The following is a 19,706-nucleotide window of genomic DNA, read 5'->3' as shown; positions in this document are numbered from 1 at the left end:
TGGAAACCCTTATCGATGTCAGAAGTGCCTACCCACTACGCCAACCTGCGCGTGGCCCGCAACGCGCCACCGGAAGTCATCCGCGCGGCCTATAAGGCGCTGATGCAAAAGCACCACCCTGATCGTCACCCCGGTGATGCCAAGGCCGAACGCATTGTACGGTTGCTCAATGAAGCCTACGCCGTGCTCAACGACCCTGAGCAACGGGCGCGCCACGATGCCTGGATCGCTCAGCAAGAACAGCAACTGGCACCCTCACCCGCCGGGCCAGCGCCACGGCAAGCACCCCTAAGCCCGGCGCCACGGGTCAGGCGGCGGGGGTGGATACTGATTGGGTTGTTGATCGCGTTCCTGCTAGGCATGGGGATAGCAGCACAACTGGTGGCCTCTGCTCGGCCTCAAACACTCGTCATGTGGCGGCGCTGAAGGGCATGTTGGGGAATCATCGGGTAAGGGATGGGTCTAGGTACTTTACAGCGGTACTACGACTGGGGCCCAAGGCCCCGCCTATCGGCCACAAGAAGAAGAGGAGCCCGCCCTTGCCGACTTCCCATCTCGACGACCTTCACGCGCCTACCTGGCGCCTGATGCTCGACCGCGTAAACACCGCCACGGATTACGTGGAAATCCGCGAAAGCGCTGCCCGCGCCACTGGTTATCTAAGTTGCCTGACCGATTTCGGCTTGGTGAACCTGGGCCAACGCAAGGCCATGGCCGAGCGTATCAGTGATGTGTCCCATCGCCGCCTGCTGGCCCTACGCTCGGCGGCATCGGTGAGTGCCGACCCTTGGTGAGCCTGCAATCATGCTGCTGCCGAGGTATTCGCAGGGGGGCTACAGCGCCATTCCAGCCCCTTTGCAACGCTGTCTGGATAGGGAAGCCAGGCCTGATTAAGGATCCATTCTTTATTACGCTAAAAGTTCCCTCCCCAGGTTAAGAAGTTTTGGTCAGCGCCGATATGCCTCATAACAGAGAGGGAGATATCGAATCATGCACCGCAATGACCATTACACCCCTGCCCCACGCGCAACCGGCCTCTTCCATCCCGACCGCTGCCTGCTAGCGTTCGCGGGCACTGCCATCTGTGCGTGGGCGGTTTCCCTGGCCTGGCTGTGGGCAGCCTGACTGATGCGCCTGTCTGGAGCCCAGTGGGCAATGCTCTGCCTGTGCGTGGGCGCGGGAATGTTGTTGGACGCCCAATTGTGGCGTGGGGTTGTGGTATGAACCGCCTGCCCTACCCGCCCATCGCCACACGCACTAATACCCCCTCCCGGCTTAGCCGAAAGCGGTCGTAATCGGCTGCCAGTATCAACTGCCCGTCATAGCGCGCCGCCGCTTCATTGTATACGTCCTCTATGGACAAGCCACGCTGGCCCTTGGCCTGATAGCGCGGGCTAAAGTGTGTCAATACCAGGTTCGGCAGGCCCGCCTCGGCAGCAAAGGCTGCCACTGCCGCGGCACTGCTGTGCCCGTGATGGGCTTTGCCTTCGGCCACCTCAGCGGTGTAGGTGGCCTCGTGAACCAAGGCCTGCGCCCCGATGCAGGCTTGGGCCAGGCGTTGCGGCTCGCTGTTATCGCCGGCCACCACGATGCACTGGGCCGGTTGCTGGTAGTGAAGAAAGTCCGCGCTGCGCAGCTGTTGGCCTTCCAGCCATACATCCTGGCCCCGCGCCAATTCGCCCCACGCCGTGCCACGGGGGACCTGTGCCTGCTCCAGCTTTTCGATATTCAGGCGTGGGGAGGCGGCCTTGGCCACAAAGCGATAGCCATAGGACGGTACCCGGTGGGCCAGGGCCGTTGCGCACACTGCCATGTGGGTATCCTCCCATGCACCGCCGGTCAGCAAGGCTTCGGTGGCATGAAAGCGCAGCGCGTATGGCAACTGGGTTTGGGTCAGGCTGAAGGTGGCCTGCAGCCAGGCCTCGAGGCCTTCGGGGGCAATGATGTCCAAGGCTTGGGTTCGCCCTTGCATGCCGGCGCTGGCCAACAGGCCTGGCAACCCGTAGCAATGGTCCCCGTGCACATGGGTGATAAATACCCCGGCCAGGCCATGCAGGCTTAATGGCGTGCGCAACAGGCGGTGCTGGGTGGCCTCGCCGCAATCAACCAGGTACCAACCCTTGCCCTGTCCTGGCAGTACCGCCAGGGCGCTGACGTTTCGCTGACGGGTAGGGGTGCCGGATGAGGTGCCAAGAAAAAGTAACTCCATGAGCGGGCTCCTTTGTGCCGGATCTTCGCGAGCTGGCGCTCACTCCAAGAGAGGGGGTCGTAGGAGCCAGCGAAGCTGGCGAACAGTGGGTCATTGACTGCCTGTGCCGTCTCTCTTCGCGAGCTGGCGCTCACTCCTACAAGAATCACCGGCGAGCGCGCCGTGAGCATCTATAGTGAACCCATCGGGCATTCCCCTGCCCCATCTATATTCGTATGGGTAATTTTACTTACCTTTACCGCCCCTTTACCGCCCGCGGGTGTGGCTATGAGCAAACTCGACAATGTATCTACCTTGGCCATGGCGTTCCTGTTAACGCTGATCGCGTTGACGTCTTGGGCAGGCAATGAACACACCGCAACAGCGTCGGCGGTTGGCGAAGCCAGCCAGCCGTTAATGCCCTTATGCGCAAAACCCCTGGAAGGTCACCGGATTCGCACACTGTGCTAAAGCCGGCATCGCAACGTTCCTGAACTTTGCCGGTGCGTTTGCCTTCTTATTTTCATAAGGCCTGTAACAGGCCGACGGCATACTCACTCATAAGGAACCCACATGGCTAACCAAGTGCAAGGTAAAAAAGTACTGATCATTACCTCCAATACCGGTATTGAGCGCGACGAGTTGCTCAAGCCGTGGGAAGCCTTGAAGGCGGCCGGCGCGCAAGTGACCTACGCCACGGTTGACGGCGGCCAAGCCCAGACCTTTATGCAAGACACCGAAAAAGACCGCACCGTGAATTCCGACACCAAACTGGCGAACCTGCAAGCCAGTGACTTTGATGTGCTGGTTATCCCCGGCGGTACGGTCAATGCCGATACCCTGCGCCAGGACACCGAGGCCCAGCAGTTGGTAAAAGCCTTTACCCAGGCTGGCAAGCCGGTCGCCGCCATCTGCCACGGCCCTTGGCTGCTGATTGATGCAGGCGTGATCGAGGGTAAAACCCTGACCTCTTACGCCAGCGTCAAGACTGACTTGCTGAACGCTAAAGCAGCCGGCTGGAAAGATGTAGATGTGTTCAAGTGCCCCGCCAATGGTTGGGACTTGATCACCTCGCGTACCCCTAAGGACCTTGAAGCCTTCAACCAGACGATTATCGATACCCTGAGTGCTGCCTAAGCGCAGAGGTTTTTTTGCCCGCTTCGGCGGGCTTTTTTTTAGGTGACAATTGGCGACTAACCCGAGCGGTAAATGCAGGTGCCTACTGCCAGGCTCAGCACTCTTCCCAATAGGCATTAATAAGTATGCGAACAGTCTGGCAGCAAAGCTATAAGCGGCTAGATATTAAGCCATTGAACTTTTTTAACCCCAATTAACCTTCTATCGGATCCCGATACTTGGCATGGATAAAGCGCGGTTATGGGGCCATACACTAAAAAAGCCACGCCCGGAACGCGCAAAAGCTAAGCAGGCTGTGTGTAGACAAGAGCAGTGCATACTGCCCTTTTCCATTAGAATCAGCGCCGCCTGCCCTACAGAACTTGCCCCGCTTCGCACTCTTGCCGCTTCGTTTGATTGACTCCTTTTCCGCCTGACTGCTATAACGCCGCCGCGATTCAGCTCTGGCTCCAGTACACCTCGACCACGTACCTGTCGAGTGGCGCACAAAGCGCGTGCCAAAGCCCTTTCTCGTCGGCGTTTCCTGAACTTTCCCGCTTCGCTGGTTTCTGTTCATCCCAAGACGCTCCGGGCATTGGCATGCGCATGCCAACGACCGGCCCTTGCCCGCGTTGAATCGTAGAAAACTGACTTATTGCCCGACAAAAAACAGGACGCGGCCATGACGGATAGCACCGTTGCAGTACCCCCGGAACAGACCACACCAGGCATCGCCAACGTCCAGCGGTTGAGCTTGTTCGTATTTGCGTTGTTTTTCATCTTTGGCGGGATCACCAGCCTTAACGATATTCTTATCCCTAAACTCAAAAGCCTGTTCAACCTCAGCTACGCTGAAGCAATGCTGGTGCAGTCGTCGTTCTTCCTGGCCTATGCCATTGCCTCTATCCCAGCGGCGCTGTTGATCACCCGTATCGGCTACATGCGTGCCGCGGCCATCGGCCTGTTGACCATGGCCGTGGGCTGCGTGCTGTTTGTGCCCGCCGCGCTGGTTGGGCTGTTCGGCGCCTTCTTGGTGGCCCTGTTCGTACTGGCCATTGGTGTGACCGTGGTGCAGGTAGTCGCCAACCCGCTGATCTCCCTACTTGGGCCAAAACACACCGCCCATAGCCGGGTTACCTTCGCCCAGGCGTTCAATTCCCTGGGCACCACCGTGGCCCCTTACCTGGGTGCGATGCTGATCCTGGGCTCGCTAAGCCAGCTGGACCCGGCCACTTTGTCGGGGTCGGCGTTGACCGCGTTCCTGGCCGAAGAGGCCAAAGTCATCAGCAATACCTATGTGGGTATCGCTGTGGCGCTGGTATTGGTGGCCTTGGTGGTGTGGCAGCAGCGCAAGCAACTGCCAGCCTCTGGCGCCAACGCAGGGGCCAACCCGCTATCGGCGTTGGGCCTGCTCAAGCAGCCACGCTTTGCCTTCGGCGCGGCCTGCATCTTCTGCTACGTGGGTGCCGAGGTTGCCATTGGCAGCCTGCTCACCAACTTCCTGATGCAGGATTCGACCTTCGGTTTTAGCGCTGAGCTGGCCGGCAAACACGTGGCCTACTATTGGGGCGGCGCCATGGTAGGCCGCTTTATCGGCGCGGCCCTGTTGCGCGCCTTCGCCCCGGGCAAGGTACTGGCCTGCGCCGCATTGGCAGTGATCGCGTTGATCTTCAGCGCCGCCACCAATCATGGGGCGGTTGCCGGCTGGTCAATCCTGGCCATTGGCTTGTTCAACTCGGTGATGTTCCCGACCATCTTCGCCCTGGCGTGCGAAGGGCTGGGCAAACGCGCCGCCGAAGGTTCAGGGCTGATCTGCTGCGCCATCGTCGGCGGGGCCATAGTGCCGCCGCTCACCGGCCTTGCAGCCGACCTCAGCACCCTGGGCCTGTCCCTGGCAGTCCCTGCGGTGTGCTACGCGGTCATCGCCACCTATGGCTGGTACGCTCGGCGCCCTGCCTTGGCATAACCGCTAAAGCCCGGCCTTCGCTGGCCGGGCGTTTTTTACCACCGGCGCTGCCAGGCGCCGCGTTGGGTCGAGTGCAGGGAACTCCCGTTCGCCTAGCCAGGTCCGCCTTGGTATCAGCGAACGCCAGGAGGCCTGACGATGACCACCCCACTCCCCCCGCTTAACCGCCGCACGCTGTGCAAACTTATGGCTGCCGGTGCGACCGCCGCCGCCGTAGCGCCCCAGGCCATGGCCGCGCAACTGGCCAGCCCCACGCCGGTAGACATTGGCCAAGTGAAGGACGGCAGCGTGACCTTCCCGCCATGGCGTGGCCCGGCTGACACCCCCTCTTCGCCGCCACCGGCGCCTTTGCCTCCTGAAGATCGTGTGGGTTTTGCCATCGTTGGCCTGGGGCGCCTGTCGCTTGAAGAAGTGCTGCCGGCATTCGGCAAGTGCCTCAAGGCCAAGCCGGTTGCATTGGTGTCCGGCACACCAGCCAAACTCAAGGCGGTAGCCAAGCAGTACGGCATTGCCGATACGGCCTGCTACAGCTACGAAGACTTTGACCGCATTCGTGATAACCCGGATATAAAAGCGGTGTACATCGTGCTGCCCAACGCCATGCACCGCTCGTTCTGCGAACGGGCAGCCAAGGCCGGCAAACATGTACTGACCGAAAAACCTATGTCGGTGAGTTCCAAGGACGGCCAAGCCATGGTGGAGGCCTGCCGCCAGGCCAAGGTAAAACTGATGGTGGCTTACCGGATTCAGTATGAGCCCTATAACCAGCACGCCAGGGAGCTGGTACGCGGCAAGCAGTATGGGCGGCTGGTGGCTTACCATGGCGTAAACACTCAAACGGTCGCCCAGGATGGCGAGCGCCAGTGGCGGCACAAAAAGGATATGGCCGGTGGCGGTTCGCTGGTGGACATTGGCCTGTACTGCCTGAATACGGCGCGGTTTATCACCGGCGAAGAACCTATCGAAGTGTTCGCCCATACCTACTCGCCCCCGGGGGATGCGCGTTACGCGGACGTAGAAGAAACCGTGCAGTTCACCCTGCGCTTCCCCTCCAACACCTTTGCCAACTGCCTGACCAGCTATGGTGGGCGGGACGATAAGTACCAGCGCTTGAACCTGGAGGGCGCCACCCTCGATATGCCTAATGCCTTCTTATACGAGGGCCAGCGCCTGTCGGTGATCGAGCGAGACGACAACGCTACGCGAAATGGCGAACTGACCCTCGAACGCAAGGACCAATTCGCCCAGGAAATCGACCACATGGCCGAGTGCGTGCTGACCGGGCGCGAGCCCTGGACGCCAGGAGAAGAAGGCGTACAGGACCATAAGTTGATGGAGGCCATCTACGAAAGCGCGCGCACCGGCCAACCGGTGAAGCTGGCACCGGTGGAAGGGCTAGACCACTTCCGTGGCCCACCCCTGAAGGAAAGCTAAACCCCGCTTTCAAACGCCCAGGGGCCTGGCATACAGCCTGGCCCCGCTGGCCACTGCCCCCACCAAGGCAAAGCCACAGCCGAGCCACAAGCACACCTGCGCGCCAGGAGCACCTACCAAGTGGAAACACAACGCCACCAACGCCGCGCCTAGGGTTTGCCCGACCAACCGCGAGGTTGCTACCACACCACTGGCGCCACTGCTGCGGCTGACCGGCGCGCTGGTCATCAGGGCCTTGAGGTTCGGGGATTGAAAGAAACCAAACCCCGCGCCACACAGCGCCATGCGCCAGCCAATGTCCACTGCGCCAGCGCCAGGCTCTAGCAAAGCCAGAGCCGCCATACCGGCGCTTAATATCAGCAAGCCCAGCCCGCCTAGCAACCCAGGGGCGATACGGTCGGACAGGCGCCCAGCGATCAGCGCCATCACTGCCACTACCGCGGGCCAGGGCGTAATGAGGTAACCGGTCGCGACCTGGGTATGGCCCAACTGTTCCTGAAGCAGGAACGGCAAGGCCACGAATGCCAGCCCTTGAGTACAAAAGGCACACACCGCGGTAAGCGACGACAGGGCGAACAACGGCAGGCGATACAGGTCGCTGGCCAGCATGGGCGCGGGGTGGCCTGCTTGGCGCCGCGCCAGCACTAGCCCGCACATCGCCGCCACGGCCAGCTCCCCTAAGGCCAGCATACCTTGCCCGCCCTGAGCGGCAGTGCCCAGGGCCAGCACGGAAAAGCCGAACAACCCGGCGCAGAGCACGGCGGCGCCGCGGTCATAGGGGTGGGTGGCCGGCTCGATCCGCGGCAGGTTACGGCTGGCCATCCACATGGCCAGCAGGCCTAAAGGTACGTTGATCAAGAACAGCCAATGCCAGCTGGCCACAGACAAAATGGCCGAGGCCAAGGTGGGGCCCAGGGTAAAGGCCAGGCCCACCACCAAAGCGTTAATACCCATGCCTCGCCCCAGCCGCGCCGAGGGGTAGATATGCCGTAGCAGCACGGCGTTCACGCTCATCAGTGCCGCCGCGCCCACACCTTGCACCACCCGCGCCAGCGCGAGGCTGGGCAACGACCAGGCCAGCCCGCAAAACAGCGACGACACTACGAACACCAGCAGCCCACCCAGGTACACCCGCCGGGGCCCTACCACCTCGCCCAAGGAGGCAAAGGGCAGCAACGTGGCGACCATGGCTAGCTGATAAGCGTTGACGACCCAGATCACCGAGGCCGAATCGGTGCCAATGCCGCTGGCGACCGTCGGCAGCGCGGTGTTGATGATGGCGGTATCCAGGGTGGCCATGCCGACCGCCAGGCACACGGCGATCACAGCGGCAATCATTTTGTGGCGGGGAAGACCATCGCGATCGTGCATCGAGCGGCTAATCCTAAGTCAGTAATCCTGGCCCCTAGAGTAACAGCCTGTGTCAGCAGCGTAGGTGCGCGTTTGGTCTGGCCGCTAACACTCCATGCTCCAGTGCGGTAGCATGATGGCTGCATAGCATCAGCCGCGGTGGCGGCATGTATCGAGTTTCTATGGAAAAACACGTATTGACCCGGCGCGGCCTGTTCGTGCTCGGGCTGGTCGCCATTGGCGGGCGCGCGTTCGCCAGCGGCGACGAGGGCCACGAAAGTGGCGGGCACGGGCGCCGCCGTGGCTATAAAGTGGGCGGCGGCCTGGTATTGATGGTGATGGCGGCGGTGGCCGCGAGCATGGTGGTGTTTGGCGAACTCCGCCGCCCCCGGGCAAAACCACCCACTCACCCGGCGACGAAACCCTCCACCCCGCCCGAAGAGGCAGACTGGAGCGCCTTGGACGATCACCCTACCGACGAGCACGCCGATAAACCGCCGGGGCCACGGCAGCGGCGTATGCGCGAGCCTCATCCCTAACGCGTAATGAGGTTATCGGTGGGACAGCGCGCCTTCGAGGTCACCCGACACACTGGCCCTGGCCATTGCCCGGGTCACTCGGGAATCTGGCAAGCGGCCCAATTGGGCATTAAAACCTTGGCTTAGCTGTACCAGTGCTTCCAGGTCCACGCCAGTGCCGATGCCAAGGCCGTGTAGCAGGTACACCAGGTCTTCGGTCGCAAGGTTACCGCCCGCGCCCGGCGCATAGGGGCAACCTCCTAGCCCGCCGAGGGCGCTATCGAATACCTGCACGCCTTCGAGCAAACTGGCATACACATTGGCCAAGGCCTGCCCGTAGGTATTGTGGAAGTGCCCCGCCAGTTGCGTGATCGGGACCGCCTGGCTGACCACCTCGATCAGCCGCCGGGTCTCTTGCGCAGTGCCAACGCCGATGGTGTCGCCCAGGGATACTTCGTAGCAGCCCATGGCCGTGAGGGCCTGTGCAACGGCACCCACCTGCTCGGGCGCAACCTTGCCGTCATAGGGGCAACCCAGCACGCAGGACACGTAACCCCGCACCCTCACCCCTTCTGCCAGGGCCAAGGCCAGCACCGGCTCAAAGCGCTCCAGGCTTTGGGCAATGGAGCAATTGATATTGCGCTGGGAGAAGCCTTCGGAGGCGGCGGCGAATACGGCCACCTCCTTTACGCCGCAGGCCAGGGCGCTTTCCAGCCCGCGCAGGTTGGGGGTAAGCGCGGCATACACCACCGCTGGGCGTTGTTCGAGGGCAGCGAACACCGCGGCGGTATCGGCCATCCGCGGCACCCACTTGGGCGAAACGAAACTGCCCACCTCTATATAACCGAGGCCTGCTTGAGCCAAGCCATTGACCAACATCACCTTGGCGCCGGTAGGTACCGTTATGGCTTCGTTCTGCAAGCCGTCCCTGGGGCCCACTTCGACGACTCGCACCTGTTCAGGAAGCATCTGCGGGTACCTCTTCGTCCACGGCGGCCAGCACTGTACCTTCGCTCACCAAGTCGCCGGCCTTGCAGCGCACCGCCGTGACTCGGCCGGCCCTCGGGGCGCGCACGCTGTGTTCCATCTTCATGGCTTCGAGTACCAGCAAGGGCTCGCCGGCGGCCACCTGCTGCCCTAGGGTCACCAGTACCTTCACCACGCTGGCGTTCATCGGCGCCGCCAGGCTGCCAGGCGCGGCTTGGGCACTGGCGGCGCTGAGTGGGTCCACTGCCCGCACCTGATAAGCCGCGGCTTGCCAGTTCACATACAGCACATCGCCCCGGCGCGCACCTGTCATGGTCGAGGGCGCGCTGGCCTGAGGGGCAAAGATTACCTGCTGGCGGGCGTCGCCACAGGTCAGGTGCAGCACGGCCTGGGCAGGCGCCACGCCACGCCAACCGCAGGCAGCCACCTGGCCCCAGGTGCCTGGCTGCCGCGCGCGGGTGGCCAGGTACAACCGCGCGGCCTGCTGCCAAAAATCCTGAGTTAGCGGCCCGGCAGGTGGCAGTAATTGGGCCTCGTTGCGGGCGATAAAACCCGTATCCAGCCGCGCCTCGGCAAAATCTTCGTGTGCCAGCAAACGCTCAAGGAACGGGCGATTGGTCTTGACCCCGCCCACCTGGGTTTGCGCCAGCATGGCCAGCAACCTCAGGCGGGCCTCTTCACGGGTTTCACCCCAGGCAATGAGCTTGGCCAGCATGGGGTCATAAAAGGGCGAGACGTCATCGCCTTCAGCCACCCCGCTGTCCACCCGCCGCCCAGGCCCGGCCTGAGGTTCCTCATACAGTGCCAGCCGCCCGCTGGCCGGCAAAAAGCCGCTGCTGGGGTCTTCGGCGTATAACCGCGCTTCGATGGCATGGCCGTGCAATGGCACCTGCGCCTGGGTCAAAGGCAAAGGCTCGCCACGGGCGACTCGCAGTTGCCAGGCGACCAGGTCCAGGCCAGTGATGGCCTCGGTGACCGGGTGCTCCACCTGCAGGCGGGTGTTCATTTCCATAAAGTAGAACGCGCCCCGGGCATCGAGCAGAAACTCCACGGTGCCGGCCCCCACATAGCCGATGGCCTGGGCCGCCCGCACCGCCGCCTCGCCCAGGGCTTGGCGCAGCGCCATGGGCAGCCCCGGGGCGGGTGCTTCTTCGATCACTTTTTGATGGCGGCGCTGGATAGAGCAGTCCCGCTCATGCAGGTACAGGCACTGGCCGTGCTGGTCGGCGAACACTTGAATTTCCACATGGCGCGGCCCCAGCACGTACTTTTCCACCAGCATGCGCCCATCGCCGAAGGCAGAAAGCGCCTCCCGCTGAGCCGAGGCCAGCGCTTCGGCCAGGTCCGCTTCCTGCTCGACCACCTTCATGCCTTTGCCGCCGCCCCCCGCGCTGGGCTTGAGCAGCACCGGGTAGCCGATGCGCTGGGCGGCGCTCTGGAAGGCGGCCAGTTGTTGATCTTCGCCGTGGTACCCCGGTACCACGGGTACCCGGGCTGCCTCCATCAGGGCCTTGGCCGCCGCTTTGCTGCCCATGGCTTCGATGGCGCTGGCCGGGGGGCCGATGAACGTCAGCCCAGCCTGGGCCAAGCGGTGGGCGAACTCGGCATTCTCGGAGAGGAACCCATAACCGGGGTGAATGGCCTGGGCACCGCTGGCCTGGGCGGCGGCGATGATTTTATCGATGGCCAGGTAACTGTCCTGGGGTTTGGTACCCCCCAGGGCAATGGCGGCGTCGGCCTCGCGCACATGGCGGGCGTTGCGATCAGCGCTGCTGTAGACCGCGATACACCTGATGCCCAGGGCTTGGGCGGTACGCATCACCCGGCAGGCGATTTCCCCCCGGTTAGCGATCAATAAGGTGTCGACGCGGCTCATGCCTCGTCCCCCCGCCAGCTGGGGGTGCGTTTGTCCAAAAAGGCGCGGATGCCTTCCTGACCCTCGCTACCGCCGCGCAATTGGGCGATCACCTGCTCGGTGGCACGGCGCAGGCTATCGGTGACCTGGCCATCCCCCACCTCCAGCAACAGGCCCTTGGTGGCGCGTTGGGCGACTGGGCCGTTGCTTAACAGCAACTCGGTCCATTGGGTCACGGCGGCCTCAAGGCCCTCGGCCGGGTACACCTCGGCGAGCAGGCCCAGTGCCTGGGCGCGGCTCGCATCGAACCGCTCGGCGGTCAGGGTATAGCGCCGGGCCGCCCGGGCGCCCAAGGCCTGCACCACATAGGGGCTGATCACCGCCGGGGCCAGGCCCAGGCGCACCTCAGACAGACTGAACACCGCTGACTCCGTACCAATGGCCAGGTCACAGGCGCTGGCCAAGCCAACCGCGCCGCCAAAGGCAGCCCCTTGCACCACCGCCAGGGTGGGCAGGGGCAAGGTATGCAGGGCCTGCATCAGGTCGCCCAGCCTGCGCGCATCGGCCAGGTTTTCCTCCAGGGTGAGGTTCACGCTGTCCTGCATCCAGGCCAGGTCCGCGCCAGCGCTGAAGTGCCCGCCTCGGCCGCGCAGCAGTAGCACGCGCAAGGCACCCTCCTCGCGCACCTGGGCCAGGGCCCGGGTCAGCTCGGCGATCATCAAGGCGTTAAAGGCATTGTTCTTGCCTGGGCGGTTCAGCCACAGGGTGGCGACGCCCTGGGGCGAGCGTTCGAGTTCAACCGTGGTAAAGATTGTCATTGTTGGGCTCTCAATAGGCGGGGCCACGGGTTTACATACGGAACACACCGAAGCGGGTGTCGGGAATGGGCGCATTGGCCGCCGTGGCCAACCCCAAGGCCAGGTAGTCGCGGGTTTGCGCGGGGTCGATCACCCCGTCGTCCCACAGCCGCGCGCTGGAATAAAACGCATGGGCCTGGTGCTCGTACTGCGCCACCAAGGGCGCGCGCAAGGCGTGGGCGTCGCTGTCGGTGAAGGCTTGCCCCGCCCGCGCGGCCTGTTCCTGCTTGACCTGCACCAGCACACCGGCGGCCTGGGCCGCGCCCATCACGCCGATCTTGGCGTTGGGCCACATCCACAAAAAGTTAGGGTCATAGGCGCGGCCACACATCCCGTAGTTACCGGCACCGAAACTGCCGCCGATGATCACCGTGAACTTGGGCACCTGGGCACAGGCCACGGCGGTCACCAGCTTGGCGCCGTGCTTGGCGATGCCGCCGGCTTCGTACTTCTGGCCCACCATAAAACCTGTGATGTTCTGCAGGAACACCAGGGGGATCTTGCGTTGACAGGCCAGCTCGATAAAGTGCGCGCCCTTTTGCGCGGCTTCGGCGAACAGAATGCCGTTATTGGCCACTATCGCCACCGGGTAGCCTTGGATGCGGGCAAAGCCACACACCAGGGTGGTACCAAACAGGGCCTTGAATTCATCCAGGCAGGAGTCGTCCACCACTCGAGCGATCACTTCGCGCACATCAAAGGGCTGGCGCGGGTCTGCGGGGATCACCCCATACAGCTCGTCGGCGGCGTAACGTGGGGGGACGGGGGCCGCGGGTCGCAGGGCCTGGGCCGTGGGCTGGTTGAGGTTGGCGATGCAGCGCCGGGCCAGGGCCAGTGCGTGTTCATCGTTCTCGGCGTAGTGGTCCGCAACGCCTGAGGTACGGCAGTGTACGTCGGCGCCGCCTAAGTCTTCGGCGCTGACCACTTCGCCAGTGGCGGCCTTGACCAAGGGCGGGCCGGCGAGAAAGATCGTCGCCTGCTCGCGCACCATGATGGTTTCATCGCTCATGGCTGGCACGTAGGCGCCCCCAGCGGTGCAGGAGCCCATCACCACCGCGATCTGGGCAATGCCTTGGGCGCTCATGTTGGCCTGGTTGAAAAAAATCCGGCCGAAGTGCTCGCGGTCCGGGAAGACTTCATCCTGGCGGGGCAAGTTGGCCCCACCCGAATCCACCAGGTACACACAGGGCAAGCGGTTTTGCTGGGCGATCGCCTGGGCTCGTAGGTGCTTTTTGACCGTCAGCGGGTAGTAGCTGCCGCCTTTGACCGTGGCGTCGTTGGCGATCACCATGCAGGCCACGCCTTCGATCTGGCCGATCCCGGCGATCAGCCCGGCCGCGTGTACCGGCTCGTCATACACTTGGTGGGCCGCCAGTTGGCCGATCTCCAAAAAGGGCGAGCCGGGGTCCAGCAACAGGTCGATTCGCATACGCGGCAGCAGCTTGCCCTTGCCGGTGTGCCGGGCCTGGGCCTTTGCCCCGCCGCCTTCGTGAACCTGTTGCAGCAGCCGTCGCAGTTCGTCTACCTGCTCCAGCAAGGCGGCACGGTTGGCCAGAACGTCCCGTGCCTGGCCGTCCAGGGTGCTATTGAGAATGCTCACGGTGCGCCCTCCCCTTAACGGGTTTCGTTGAACAGCTCGCGGCCGATCAGCATCCGGCGGATCTCGCTGGTACCCGCGCCGATCTCGTAGAGCTTGGCGTCGCGCCAGATACGGCCCACGGGGAATTCATTGATATAGCCGTTGCCGCCCAGGATCTGAATTGCCTCCCCGGCCAGCCAGGTGGCTTTTTCCGCCGCATAGAGGATGACCCCGGCGCAATCCTTGCGGGCCTGGCGGGCATGGCCGGTGCCCAGGGCATCGAGGTGTTTGCCCACGGCGTAGAGGTAGGCTCGGCAGGCCTGGTGAGTGGTGTACATGTCCGCCACCTTGCCCTGGATCAGCTGGAACTCACCGATGCTTTGGCCGAACTGCTTGCGGTCGTGCAAATAAGGCACTACCGCGTCCATGGCGGCCTGCATCAACCCCAGGGGCCCACCTGACAGTACCGCCCGTTCGTAGTCCAGGCCGCTCATTAGCACGCTCACGCCCTGGTTCACCTGCCCCAGCACGTTTTCGGCCGGCACCTGCACGTTATTGAACACTAGCTCGCCCGTATGAGAGCCCCGCATGCCTAGTTTGTCCAGTTTTTGGGCCACGGAGAAACCGGCGGCGGTCGTGTCCACAATGAACGCCGTGATGCCTTTGGCGCCTGCCGCCGGTTCGGTTTTGGCGTAGACCACCAGCACGTCGCAGTCCGGGCCGTTAGTGATCCACATTTTGGTACCGTTGAGCAGGTAATGGTCCCCTATTCGCTCGGCCCGCAGCCTCATGGAAACGACATCCGACCCGGCATTGGGCTCGCTCATGGCCAGCGCGCCCACATGCTCGCCAGAAATCAGTTTGGGCAAAAAGCGTAGTTTTTGCTCGGGGGTACCATTGCGGTTGATCTGGTTGACGCACAGGTTGGAGTGGGCACCGTAGCTCAAGCCGATGCCCCCGGCGCCTCGGGAGATTTCCTCCATGGCCACCATATGGGCGAGATAACCCATGCCCGCCCCACCGTATTCCTCTGGCACGGTCAGGCCCAGCAGCCCCATGTCGCCGAACTGCCGCCACAGATGGGCAGGGAAGACGTCATCGCGGTCGGCCTGGGCGGCCAAAGGCGCGACCCGGTCGGCCACGAACGCCGCCACTGAATCGCGCAGCATGTCGATCTCTTCACCGAGGAAAAAATTCAGGCCGGGCAAGGGGGTCATGACGAAGGCTCTCTCTGTTGTAATTGTTTGGAGGTTGTAGGGTTAGCGCGCAGCCTCTACCTGAATGAGCGCGGCGCGACAGCGCTCTTCGGCGGTGTCCAGCTCCAAGTGCATCTGTTCGATATCCAGCATCTGCTGGCGCAGTTGGGCACGACGCTCGCTGATCTTTTCTAAAAAGCGGCTGAGTTGTTTGTGGTTACCCGCGGGGTCGTAGAGGTCGATCAACTCTTTGCATTCAGCCAGGGAAAAGCCGATGCGCTTGCCCCGCAAAATCAGCTTTAACGTGACCAGGTCCCGCGGGTGGAAAATCCGCTCCTGCCCCCGCCGTTCGGGGGCCAGCATGCCTTGCTCTTCATAGAAACGAATGGTGCGCGGAGTAACGTCCAAGGCACGTGCCAGTTCGGAAATGGTGTAGGTGGTGGGCATGGCATGTCATCGTTGCAGGTTTACGTTAACGTAAACGTAGAGGTGAAGGGTGTCAATGGCCCGAGGGCACGCATCTCGTGTAGGAGCCAGCAAAGCTGGCGAAGGGAACGTTATGGGTTGCCCAGGGCGTCACTTCGCGAGCTGCGCTCACTCCTACACGTGATAAGGCCTGCTTAGCGCCTGGTTTGAAGCTCAACGCGCCTTTTTAAAGGCGTAGAACAGATTGGGCTCGCTGACCACATAGAGGTTGCCGGCGGTATCCAGGGTAATGCCCTCGGCCTGGGGTGCATCGTGCCGCAGGTCGCTGAAGGCCGCGCGCAGGGAGCGCAGGCTGACCAGGTTACCGTCGGCGTCGACCTCGGTGATGTTCTTGGACTCATCACTGAGTAGCAGCAGGTGCCCGGTGGCGGCATCGTAGTAACCGTCAGAGAGGTCCCGGGCGAACACGCTACGGCTTAGCCAGGGGGCCAGGTCCCGTAGCGTAATACCCAGGGCATGGGCGTCGGCCGAGCGTACCAGGCCGCTGACTTCATACAGGGCCCGGGGGTCGCGCTCCTTGATCACGAACAGCCGGTCCTTGACCGCGTCGTAGGTCACCCCTTCGAAGCCTTTGTTATTGTGGCGCGCGCCCAGTTGCAGGGTCAGGTATTGGCCATGCCCGGCATTAAGGGTAGCGCCTTCGGCAGGCAGGTGAACCAAGCTCAAGCGTTGCTGTTTTTCATCGGCGATGACCACGCGGCCCTCGCCCAGGTACGCCAGGCCCTCGGCGTCACCGAAACCTACCAGAGGGAAGCGTTGCCGCACCTCGCCGGTTTTGCTCAGTGCCAGCAACTCCATGGGCACGCCATTGGTGACGGCCAGCAGGCGGTCCTGATCGTAATCGTAGGTGATGGCGGAGAGGTTTTTCAGTGCCGGGTCCACCACCTTGGCGTCGATGGTCACGGCGTAGTCACCCAGGCCGATACCTTGCTGGCGGGCCATCTGGGCGTTACGGGCGCTGAGCCAATGCCCATACACCTGCTGCGGCAAAAAATACTGCGCACAGGCCATCCAGGCGCCCAGGGCCAAGGCCGCGGCCAGGGCCGAACGCCATACCCGTGGCCCCGGCCGCCAAGGCGCGGTTCGCCCGTCGGCTTGAGGTGCTGTGGTAGGTACCGCGTAATCCATCTGCATCTGAGCCGCCCCGTTTACTCTGGTTAAACGCAGGGTAAGGCGCGGTTGTTACAGGCCGTCGATCATGTGCGAGTATTGTCGATGGTCAGGCTCACCCGGTTAGCGCGGCAAAACAACTCCGAGCAATGCACCGGGCGACCCTCTTGGTCGTAGGCGACCTTACCGATGCGAAACAGCGGCTCGCCCAGTTCGCAGCCCAGCCACTTGGCCTCGGCCTTGGTAGCCGTGTACACGTCGATCACCTTGCGGTCACTGACCACGCGGGTGTCATAGGCCTCCTGGAATAACTGGTAACTGGAGCGCCCAGGGGTATAGCGCTGGTCGAAGGCTGGGTAGCGCTCCAGCGGGATGTAGGAATAGTCAATGAACAACGGCTCGTTTTCCAGGTACATCACCCGCACCAGCTTGAACACGTGCCCGCCCGCGGGTACGTCCAGGCGCTGCTGGTAATCCTCGGAAGGGATCAGCGCCTGCTTGATCACTTCTTCACGGGTGTTCTTGCCTTGAGCGATGCCGAAATCGGTGAAGCCACTGACGGTCAACAGGGCGTTTTCTACCTTGCGCCCTTGCACGAAGGTGCCCTTGCCTTGCAGGCGCGTCAGGGTGCCGTCCTTCACCAGATCCGTGATTGCCTTGCGCACGGTGATGCGGCTTACCCCATGCAGCTCACACAGCTCAGGCTCGGTGGGGATTTGCCCATCCACCGGGTACACGCCCTGCTCAATGGCGTCGAGGATGCGTTGGCGAACCATGGCATAGAGCCGCTGGGACGAATTGCGCTGCAGGCCAGGCATGAACCACCCTCGTTGAATACCAAAACGGCCGCCAGTATACGGGTGGCGGCTGTTGCTGGCAGCCCTAACCCTCACACCCGGCAGCGCCTAGCCCAAGCCCCTTGACACCGCAACGTCAATGCCGCGCCAAAGGCGCCCTGTTCCATGGGCTGGCCGATACTAAAACCCCGGGCAATGGCGCAGAGAAAGGCCGCGATAGAGGCATCCCCGGCGCCCATGGTGTCGACCACCTCTACCGGCTGGGCCGTTTGACGGTAGAAACGCTGGCCATCGTAGGCCAGGCTGCCAGCACCCGGTCACGACCATGCAGCTCCACGAAGGTTTGCGCGGTGATGCCAGGCTTTTGGCGCAGGTGGCTGACGTCCACGCCCTTGGCGGTAAACCTATCAATACAGCCGCCATAAAAATATGACGACATATTACGTATTGAGGCTAATGTAGAAGGTCACTCCAGCGATGCAAGGGGCAGTGAGAAAATCTGATCAGGAAAATCAGGCTTAAGAGATACGACGTCTCATCACTCTAAAATCATGCTAGTGTGCCGCTCTGGCCCTCCAAGCTACGGAGGTTGGCGCGTGCTTTATTCGCCTGCCATGCCCTCGCAAACCATAAAAACAATCGTGAGAGACCACCATGGGTAACCACCACACCCCCACTACGCCTGCAGTAGGCACCTCCCGTCGCCTGTTCTTGCAGCGCTCGGCCGTGTTCTGCGCCATCACTGGCCTGGCCACCTCCGCATTGCCACGGGCTAGCGGCGCAGGGGAGATCCTGAGCCAGCGTTACCCAGACCCACTGATCGAAATACTCGATGACAGCTTTGCCCGCTACCGGGTGTTCAACGCCAGCGTGCAGCGCCTGGGCACCGGGTTGGACTGGCCAGAAGGCCCGGTGTGGTCCGGGGCGGGGCGCTACCTGTTATTCAGCGACATACCCAACAACCGCATCATGCGCTGGGACGAGATCAGCGGCAGCCTTGGGGTGTACCGGCAGAACTCCAACTATTCCAACGGCCTGACGATGGACCGCCAGGGGCGCTTGATCGTCTGTGAAGGGTCGACCACTGGCACCGAAGGCCGACGCGTGACCCGTACCGAGTACAACGGCAGCATCACCGTGTTGGCGGACCAGTACGAGGGCAAGCGTTTCAATTCGCCCAACGACGTGGTCGTGAAGCGCGACGGTTCGATCTGGTTCACCGACCCGCCCTTCCAAACCAACGATTACGAGGGGCATAAAATCACCCCGGAGCTGCCCGACGCGGTGTACCGTATTGATGGCGAAACCCTGAAGGTTACGCGGGTGATCGAGAACCTGGCCGGGCCGAATGGGCTCTGCTTCTCACCGGACGAGCGCACCTTCTATGTGGTCGAAGCCCGGGCCAAACCCAACCGCTTGGTGTGGGCCTATGGGGTAAACGCCGATGGCACCCTGGGCGAGCGCCGCAAACATATCGAGGCGCTGGAGTACGGCGCCCTGGATGGCATCAAGTGTGATGAAGACGGCAACCTGTGGTGTGGCTGGGGCAGCTCGGGTGCCAAAGAAGCCAAGCCCGAAGCACTGGATGGGGTCAAGGTGTTCAACCCCGCGGGCAAAGCCATCGGGCACATTCACCTGCCCGAACGCTGCCCTAACCTGTGCTTCGGCGGCGCCAAGGGCAACCGCCTGTTTATGGCCAGCTCACACTCAGTGTACGCGCTGTATGTGAACACCCACGACGCTACCTTCAACCAAGGCTAGCCAGCGCCCGTTGCATATGGGTGGTTTGCCACTGCGGGTCAGGGTCTATCAGGGTTACCTCGAAGCCCTGGCGTTGCCAGAACCGCACCGCGCCGGGCAGGAACGGGTGGGTATGCAGGTACAGCACCTGCACCCCATCCGTTACCGCCTGGGCCTGCAACGCGCTCAATAGCTGCTGCGCCACGCCAGCCCTGCGATAGGCCGGCAGCACGAACAAACGTACGATCTCCACCACCTTCAGGCCTGGGTAAGGCAAGGCCGGGAAGCGCCGGTCATACGGCAGGTAGCCGATGACCCCCACTACACGCTCCTGATCGCGGGCTATCCGCAAGCGCCCTTCGCCGCGCAGGTATACCTGCGCGAAGGCTGCCAAGTCGGCCGGGACAGGCGTGCCTGTAAGTTGGGGGAAGGTGATTGCTCGCGCCGCTAGCAGGAACTGTAGCACCTCGTCGGTCGAGTCGGGGTGGGGGCTTTCAATGCTAACGGGGCCAATCACGGGGCGTTCC

The 19,706-nt window shown here is 62.8% G+C and carries 22 protein-coding genes; 9 read left to right on the top strand and 13 right to left on the bottom strand.

Annotated elements, in window-relative coordinates; genetic code table 11:
- Positions 1-15 precede the first annotated feature (15 nt).
- The 3 genes from ACWKV4_RS09970 (at position 16) to ACWKV4_RS09960 (ending at position 1,125) form a co-directional block, all read left to right on the top strand.
- The gene (locus ACWKV4_RS09970) at positions 16-426 is read left to right on the top strand and encodes a J domain-containing protein (protein ID WP_483831909.1); all 411 of its coding nucleotides are present in this window, start codon (positions 16-18) and stop codon (positions 424-426) included.
- Positions 427-539: 113 nt separating this feature from the next.
- Positions 540-794, top strand: coding sequence for a hypothetical protein (locus ACWKV4_RS09965; protein WP_483831908.1), 255 nt, complete (start codon positions 540-542; stop codon positions 792-794).
- 196 nt (positions 795-990) lie between these two features.
- Complete coding sequence (locus ACWKV4_RS09960; RefSeq protein ID WP_483831907.1) at positions 991-1,125, top strand: hypothetical protein; 135 nt, start codon at positions 991-993, stop codon at positions 1,123-1,125.
- A gap of 109 nt (positions 1,126-1,234) precedes the next feature.
- Here ACWKV4_RS09960 and ACWKV4_RS09955 read toward each other — a convergent pair whose 3' ends face one another.
- Complete coding sequence (locus ACWKV4_RS09955; RefSeq protein ID WP_483831906.1) at positions 1,235-2,209, bottom strand: MBL fold metallo-hydrolase; 975 nt, start codon at positions 2,207-2,209, stop codon at positions 1,235-1,237.
- A 267-nt stretch (positions 2,210-2,476) separates the two neighbouring features.
- Here ACWKV4_RS09955 and ACWKV4_RS09950 point away from each other — a divergent pair, with 267 nt between their 5' ends.
- The 4 genes from ACWKV4_RS09950 (at position 2,477) to ACWKV4_RS09935 (ending at position 6,704) form a co-directional block, all read left to right on the top strand.
- Positions 2,477-2,659, top strand: a complete 183-nt coding sequence (locus tag ACWKV4_RS09950) for a hypothetical protein (protein WP_483831905.1) — start codon at positions 2,477-2,479, stop codon at positions 2,657-2,659.
- Positions 2,660-2,761: 102 nt separating this feature from the next.
- Positions 2,762-3,325 carry a type 1 glutamine amidotransferase domain-containing protein gene (locus ACWKV4_RS09945; protein WP_483831904.1) on the top strand — a complete coding sequence of 188 codons (564 nt, stop codon included), beginning with the start codon at positions 2,762-2,764 and terminating at the stop codon, positions 3,323-3,325.
- Positions 3,326-3,986: 661 nt separating this feature from the next.
- The gene (locus tag ACWKV4_RS09940; protein WP_483831903.1) at positions 3,987-5,270 is read left to right on the top strand and encodes a sugar MFS transporter; all 1,284 of its coding nucleotides are present in this window, start codon (positions 3,987-3,989) and stop codon (positions 5,268-5,270) included.
- A 138-nt stretch (positions 5,271-5,408) separates the two neighbouring features.
- A complete protein-coding gene (locus ACWKV4_RS09935; RefSeq protein WP_483831902.1) occupies positions 5,409-6,704 on the top strand; it encodes a Gfo/Idh/MocA family protein in 1,296 nt (431 codons plus the stop codon).
- Positions 6,705-6,713: 9 nt separating this feature from the next.
- On the opposite strand, the gene ACWKV4_RS09930 is transcribed toward ACWKV4_RS09935, so the two are convergent.
- Positions 6,714-8,075, bottom strand: coding sequence for an MFS transporter (locus ACWKV4_RS09930; protein ID WP_483831901.1), 1,362 nt, complete (start codon positions 8,073-8,075; stop codon positions 6,714-6,716).
- Between the two features lie 161 nt (positions 8,076-8,236).
- Here ACWKV4_RS09930 and ACWKV4_RS09925 point away from each other — a divergent pair, with 161 nt between their 5' ends.
- Positions 8,237-8,593 (top strand): hypothetical protein, encoded by a 357-nt coding sequence (locus tag ACWKV4_RS09925; RefSeq protein WP_483831900.1) that lies wholly within the window; start codon positions 8,237-8,239, stop codon positions 8,591-8,593.
- Positions 8,594-8,605: 12 nt separating this feature from the next.
- Here ACWKV4_RS09925 and ACWKV4_RS09920 read toward each other — a convergent pair whose 3' ends face one another.
- The 10 genes from ACWKV4_RS09920 to ACWKV4_RS09875 all read right to left on the bottom strand — a co-directional run bounded on the left by ACWKV4_RS09920 (position 8,606) and on the right by ACWKV4_RS09875 (position 17,878).
- Positions 8,606-9,541 carry a hydroxymethylglutaryl-CoA lyase gene (locus ACWKV4_RS09920; protein WP_483831899.1) on the bottom strand — a complete coding sequence of 312 codons (936 nt, stop codon included), beginning with the start codon at positions 9,539-9,541 and terminating at the stop codon, positions 8,606-8,608.
- A complete protein-coding gene (locus ACWKV4_RS09915) occupies positions 9,531-11,435 on the bottom strand; it encodes an acetyl/propionyl/methylcrotonyl-CoA carboxylase subunit alpha (protein WP_483831898.1) in 1,905 nt (634 codons plus the stop codon). The genes ACWKV4_RS09920 and ACWKV4_RS09915 overlap by 11 nt, the downstream gene beginning before the upstream one ends.
- Complete coding sequence (locus ACWKV4_RS09910; protein WP_483831897.1) at positions 11,432-12,232, bottom strand: enoyl-CoA hydratase-related protein; 801 nt, start codon at positions 12,230-12,232, stop codon at positions 11,432-11,434. Before ACWKV4_RS09910 ends, ACWKV4_RS09915 begins: the two co-directional genes overlap by 4 nt.
- 31 nt (positions 12,233-12,263) lie before the next feature.
- Positions 12,264-13,865, bottom strand: coding sequence for a carboxyl transferase domain-containing protein (locus ACWKV4_RS09905; RefSeq protein ID WP_483831930.1), 1,602 nt, complete (start codon positions 13,863-13,865; stop codon positions 12,264-12,266).
- Between the two features lie 20 nt (positions 13,866-13,885).
- The gene (locus ACWKV4_RS09900; protein ID WP_483831896.1) at positions 13,886-15,067 is read right to left on the bottom strand and encodes an isovaleryl-CoA dehydrogenase; all 1,182 of its coding nucleotides are present in this window, start codon (positions 15,065-15,067) and stop codon (positions 13,886-13,888) included.
- 42 nt (positions 15,068-15,109) lie between these two features.
- Positions 15,110-15,493: a MerR family transcriptional regulator gene (locus tag ACWKV4_RS09895; protein ID WP_483831895.1), complete on the bottom strand. Its 384-nt coding sequence runs from the start codon at positions 15,491-15,493 to the stop codon at positions 15,110-15,112.
- Positions 15,494-15,685: 192 nt separating this feature from the next.
- Positions 15,686-16,666 carry an SdiA-regulated domain-containing protein gene (locus tag ACWKV4_RS09890; RefSeq protein ID WP_483831894.1) on the bottom strand — a complete coding sequence of 327 codons (981 nt, stop codon included), beginning with the start codon at positions 16,664-16,666 and terminating at the stop codon, positions 15,686-15,688.
- 62 nt (positions 16,667-16,728) lie between these two features.
- On the bottom strand, positions 16,729-17,460 hold the full coding sequence (locus ACWKV4_RS09885) for a GntR family transcriptional regulator (RefSeq protein WP_483831893.1): 732 nt from the start codon (positions 17,458-17,460) through the stop codon (positions 16,729-16,731).
- A 71-nt stretch (positions 17,461-17,531) separates the two neighbouring features.
- On the bottom strand, positions 17,532-17,690 hold the full coding sequence (locus tag ACWKV4_RS09880; RefSeq protein WP_483831892.1) for a hypothetical protein: 159 nt from the start codon (positions 17,688-17,690) through the stop codon (positions 17,532-17,534).
- A 2-nt stretch (positions 17,691-17,692) separates the two neighbouring features.
- Complete coding sequence (locus ACWKV4_RS09875) at positions 17,693-17,878, bottom strand: hypothetical protein (protein ID WP_483831891.1); 186 nt, start codon at positions 17,876-17,878, stop codon at positions 17,693-17,695.
- 215 nt (positions 17,879-18,093) lie between these two features.
- Here ACWKV4_RS09875 and ACWKV4_RS09870 point away from each other — a divergent pair, with 215 nt between their 5' ends.
- A complete protein-coding gene (locus ACWKV4_RS09870; RefSeq protein WP_483831890.1) occupies positions 18,094-19,200 on the top strand; it encodes an SMP-30/gluconolactonase/LRE family protein in 1,107 nt (368 codons plus the stop codon).
- Here the strand turns inward: ACWKV4_RS09870 and ACWKV4_RS09865 are convergent.
- Entirely contained in the window at positions 19,187-19,696 is a 510-nt protein-coding gene (locus ACWKV4_RS09865; RefSeq protein WP_483831889.1) for a GNAT family N-acetyltransferase, read from the bottom strand. The two genes, ACWKV4_RS09870 and ACWKV4_RS09865, sit on opposite strands and share 14 nt — an antisense overlap.
- Between the last annotated feature and the right edge of the window lie 10 nt (positions 19,697-19,706).

It is taken from the genome of Pseudomonas artemisiae, from assembly GCF_057128685.1.
This window is presented reverse-complemented; position numbering and strand designations above follow the sequence as displayed.

Bases quoted from the DNA above. Each gene is read 5' to 3' on its own strand.
- ACWKV4_RS09910 (WP_483831897.1), bottom strand. From the start codon at position 12,232: ATGACAATCTTTACCACGGTTGAACTCGAACGCTCGCCCCAGGGCGTC.
- ACWKV4_RS09920 (WP_483831899.1), bottom strand. From the start codon at position 9,541: ATGCTTCCTGAACAGGTGCGAGTCGTCGAAGTGGGCCCCAGGGACGGC.
- ACWKV4_RS09960 (WP_483831907.1), top strand. From the start codon at position 991: ATGCACCGCAATGACCATTACACCCCTGCCCCACGCGCAACCGGCCTC.
- ACWKV4_RS09900 (WP_483831896.1), bottom strand. From the start codon at position 15,067: ATGACCCCCTTGCCCGGCCTGAATTTTTTCCTCGGTGAAGAGATCGAC.
- ACWKV4_RS09930 (WP_483831901.1), bottom strand. From the start codon at position 8,075: ATGCACGATCGCGATGGTCTTCCCCGCCACAAAATGATTGCCGCTGTG.
- ACWKV4_RS09945 (WP_483831904.1), top strand. From the start codon at position 2,762: ATGGCTAACCAAGTGCAAGGTAAAAAAGTACTGATCATTACCTCCAAT.
- ACWKV4_RS09925 (WP_483831900.1), top strand. From the start codon at position 8,237: ATGGAAAAACACGTATTGACCCGGCGCGGCCTGTTCGTGCTCGGGCTG.
- ACWKV4_RS09875 (WP_483831891.1), bottom strand. From the start codon at position 17,878: ATGTCGTCATATTTTTATGGCGGCTGTATTGATAGGTTTACCGCCAAG.
- ACWKV4_RS09935 (WP_483831902.1), top strand. From the start codon at position 5,409: ATGACCACCCCACTCCCCCCGCTTAACCGCCGCACGCTGTGCAAACTT.
- ACWKV4_RS09915 (WP_483831898.1), bottom strand. From the start codon at position 11,435: ATGAGCCGCGTCGACACCTTATTGATCGCTAACCGGGGGGAAATCGCC.
- ACWKV4_RS09950 (WP_483831905.1), top strand. From the start codon at position 2,477: ATGAGCAAACTCGACAATGTATCTACCTTGGCCATGGCGTTCCTGTTA.
- ACWKV4_RS09970 (WP_483831909.1), top strand. From the start codon at position 16: ATGTCAGAAGTGCCTACCCACTACGCCAACCTGCGCGTGGCCCGCAAC.
- ACWKV4_RS09955 (WP_483831906.1), bottom strand. From the start codon at position 2,209: ATGGAGTTACTTTTTCTTGGCACCTCATCCGGCACCCCTACCCGTCAG.
- ACWKV4_RS09895 (WP_483831895.1), bottom strand. From the start codon at position 15,493: ATGCCCACCACCTACACCATTTCCGAACTGGCACGTGCCTTGGACGTT.
- ACWKV4_RS09890 (WP_483831894.1), bottom strand. From the start codon at position 16,666: ATGCAGATGGATTACGCGGTACCTACCACAGCACCTCAAGCCGACGGG.
- ACWKV4_RS09885 (WP_483831893.1), bottom strand. From the start codon at position 17,460: ATGCCTGGCCTGCAGCGCAATTCGTCCCAGCGGCTCTATGCCATGGTT.
- ACWKV4_RS09940 (WP_483831903.1), top strand. From the start codon at position 3,987: ATGACGGATAGCACCGTTGCAGTACCCCCGGAACAGACCACACCAGGC.
- ACWKV4_RS09870 (WP_483831890.1), top strand. From the start codon at position 18,094: ATGGGTAACCACCACACCCCCACTACGCCTGCAGTAGGCACCTCCCGT.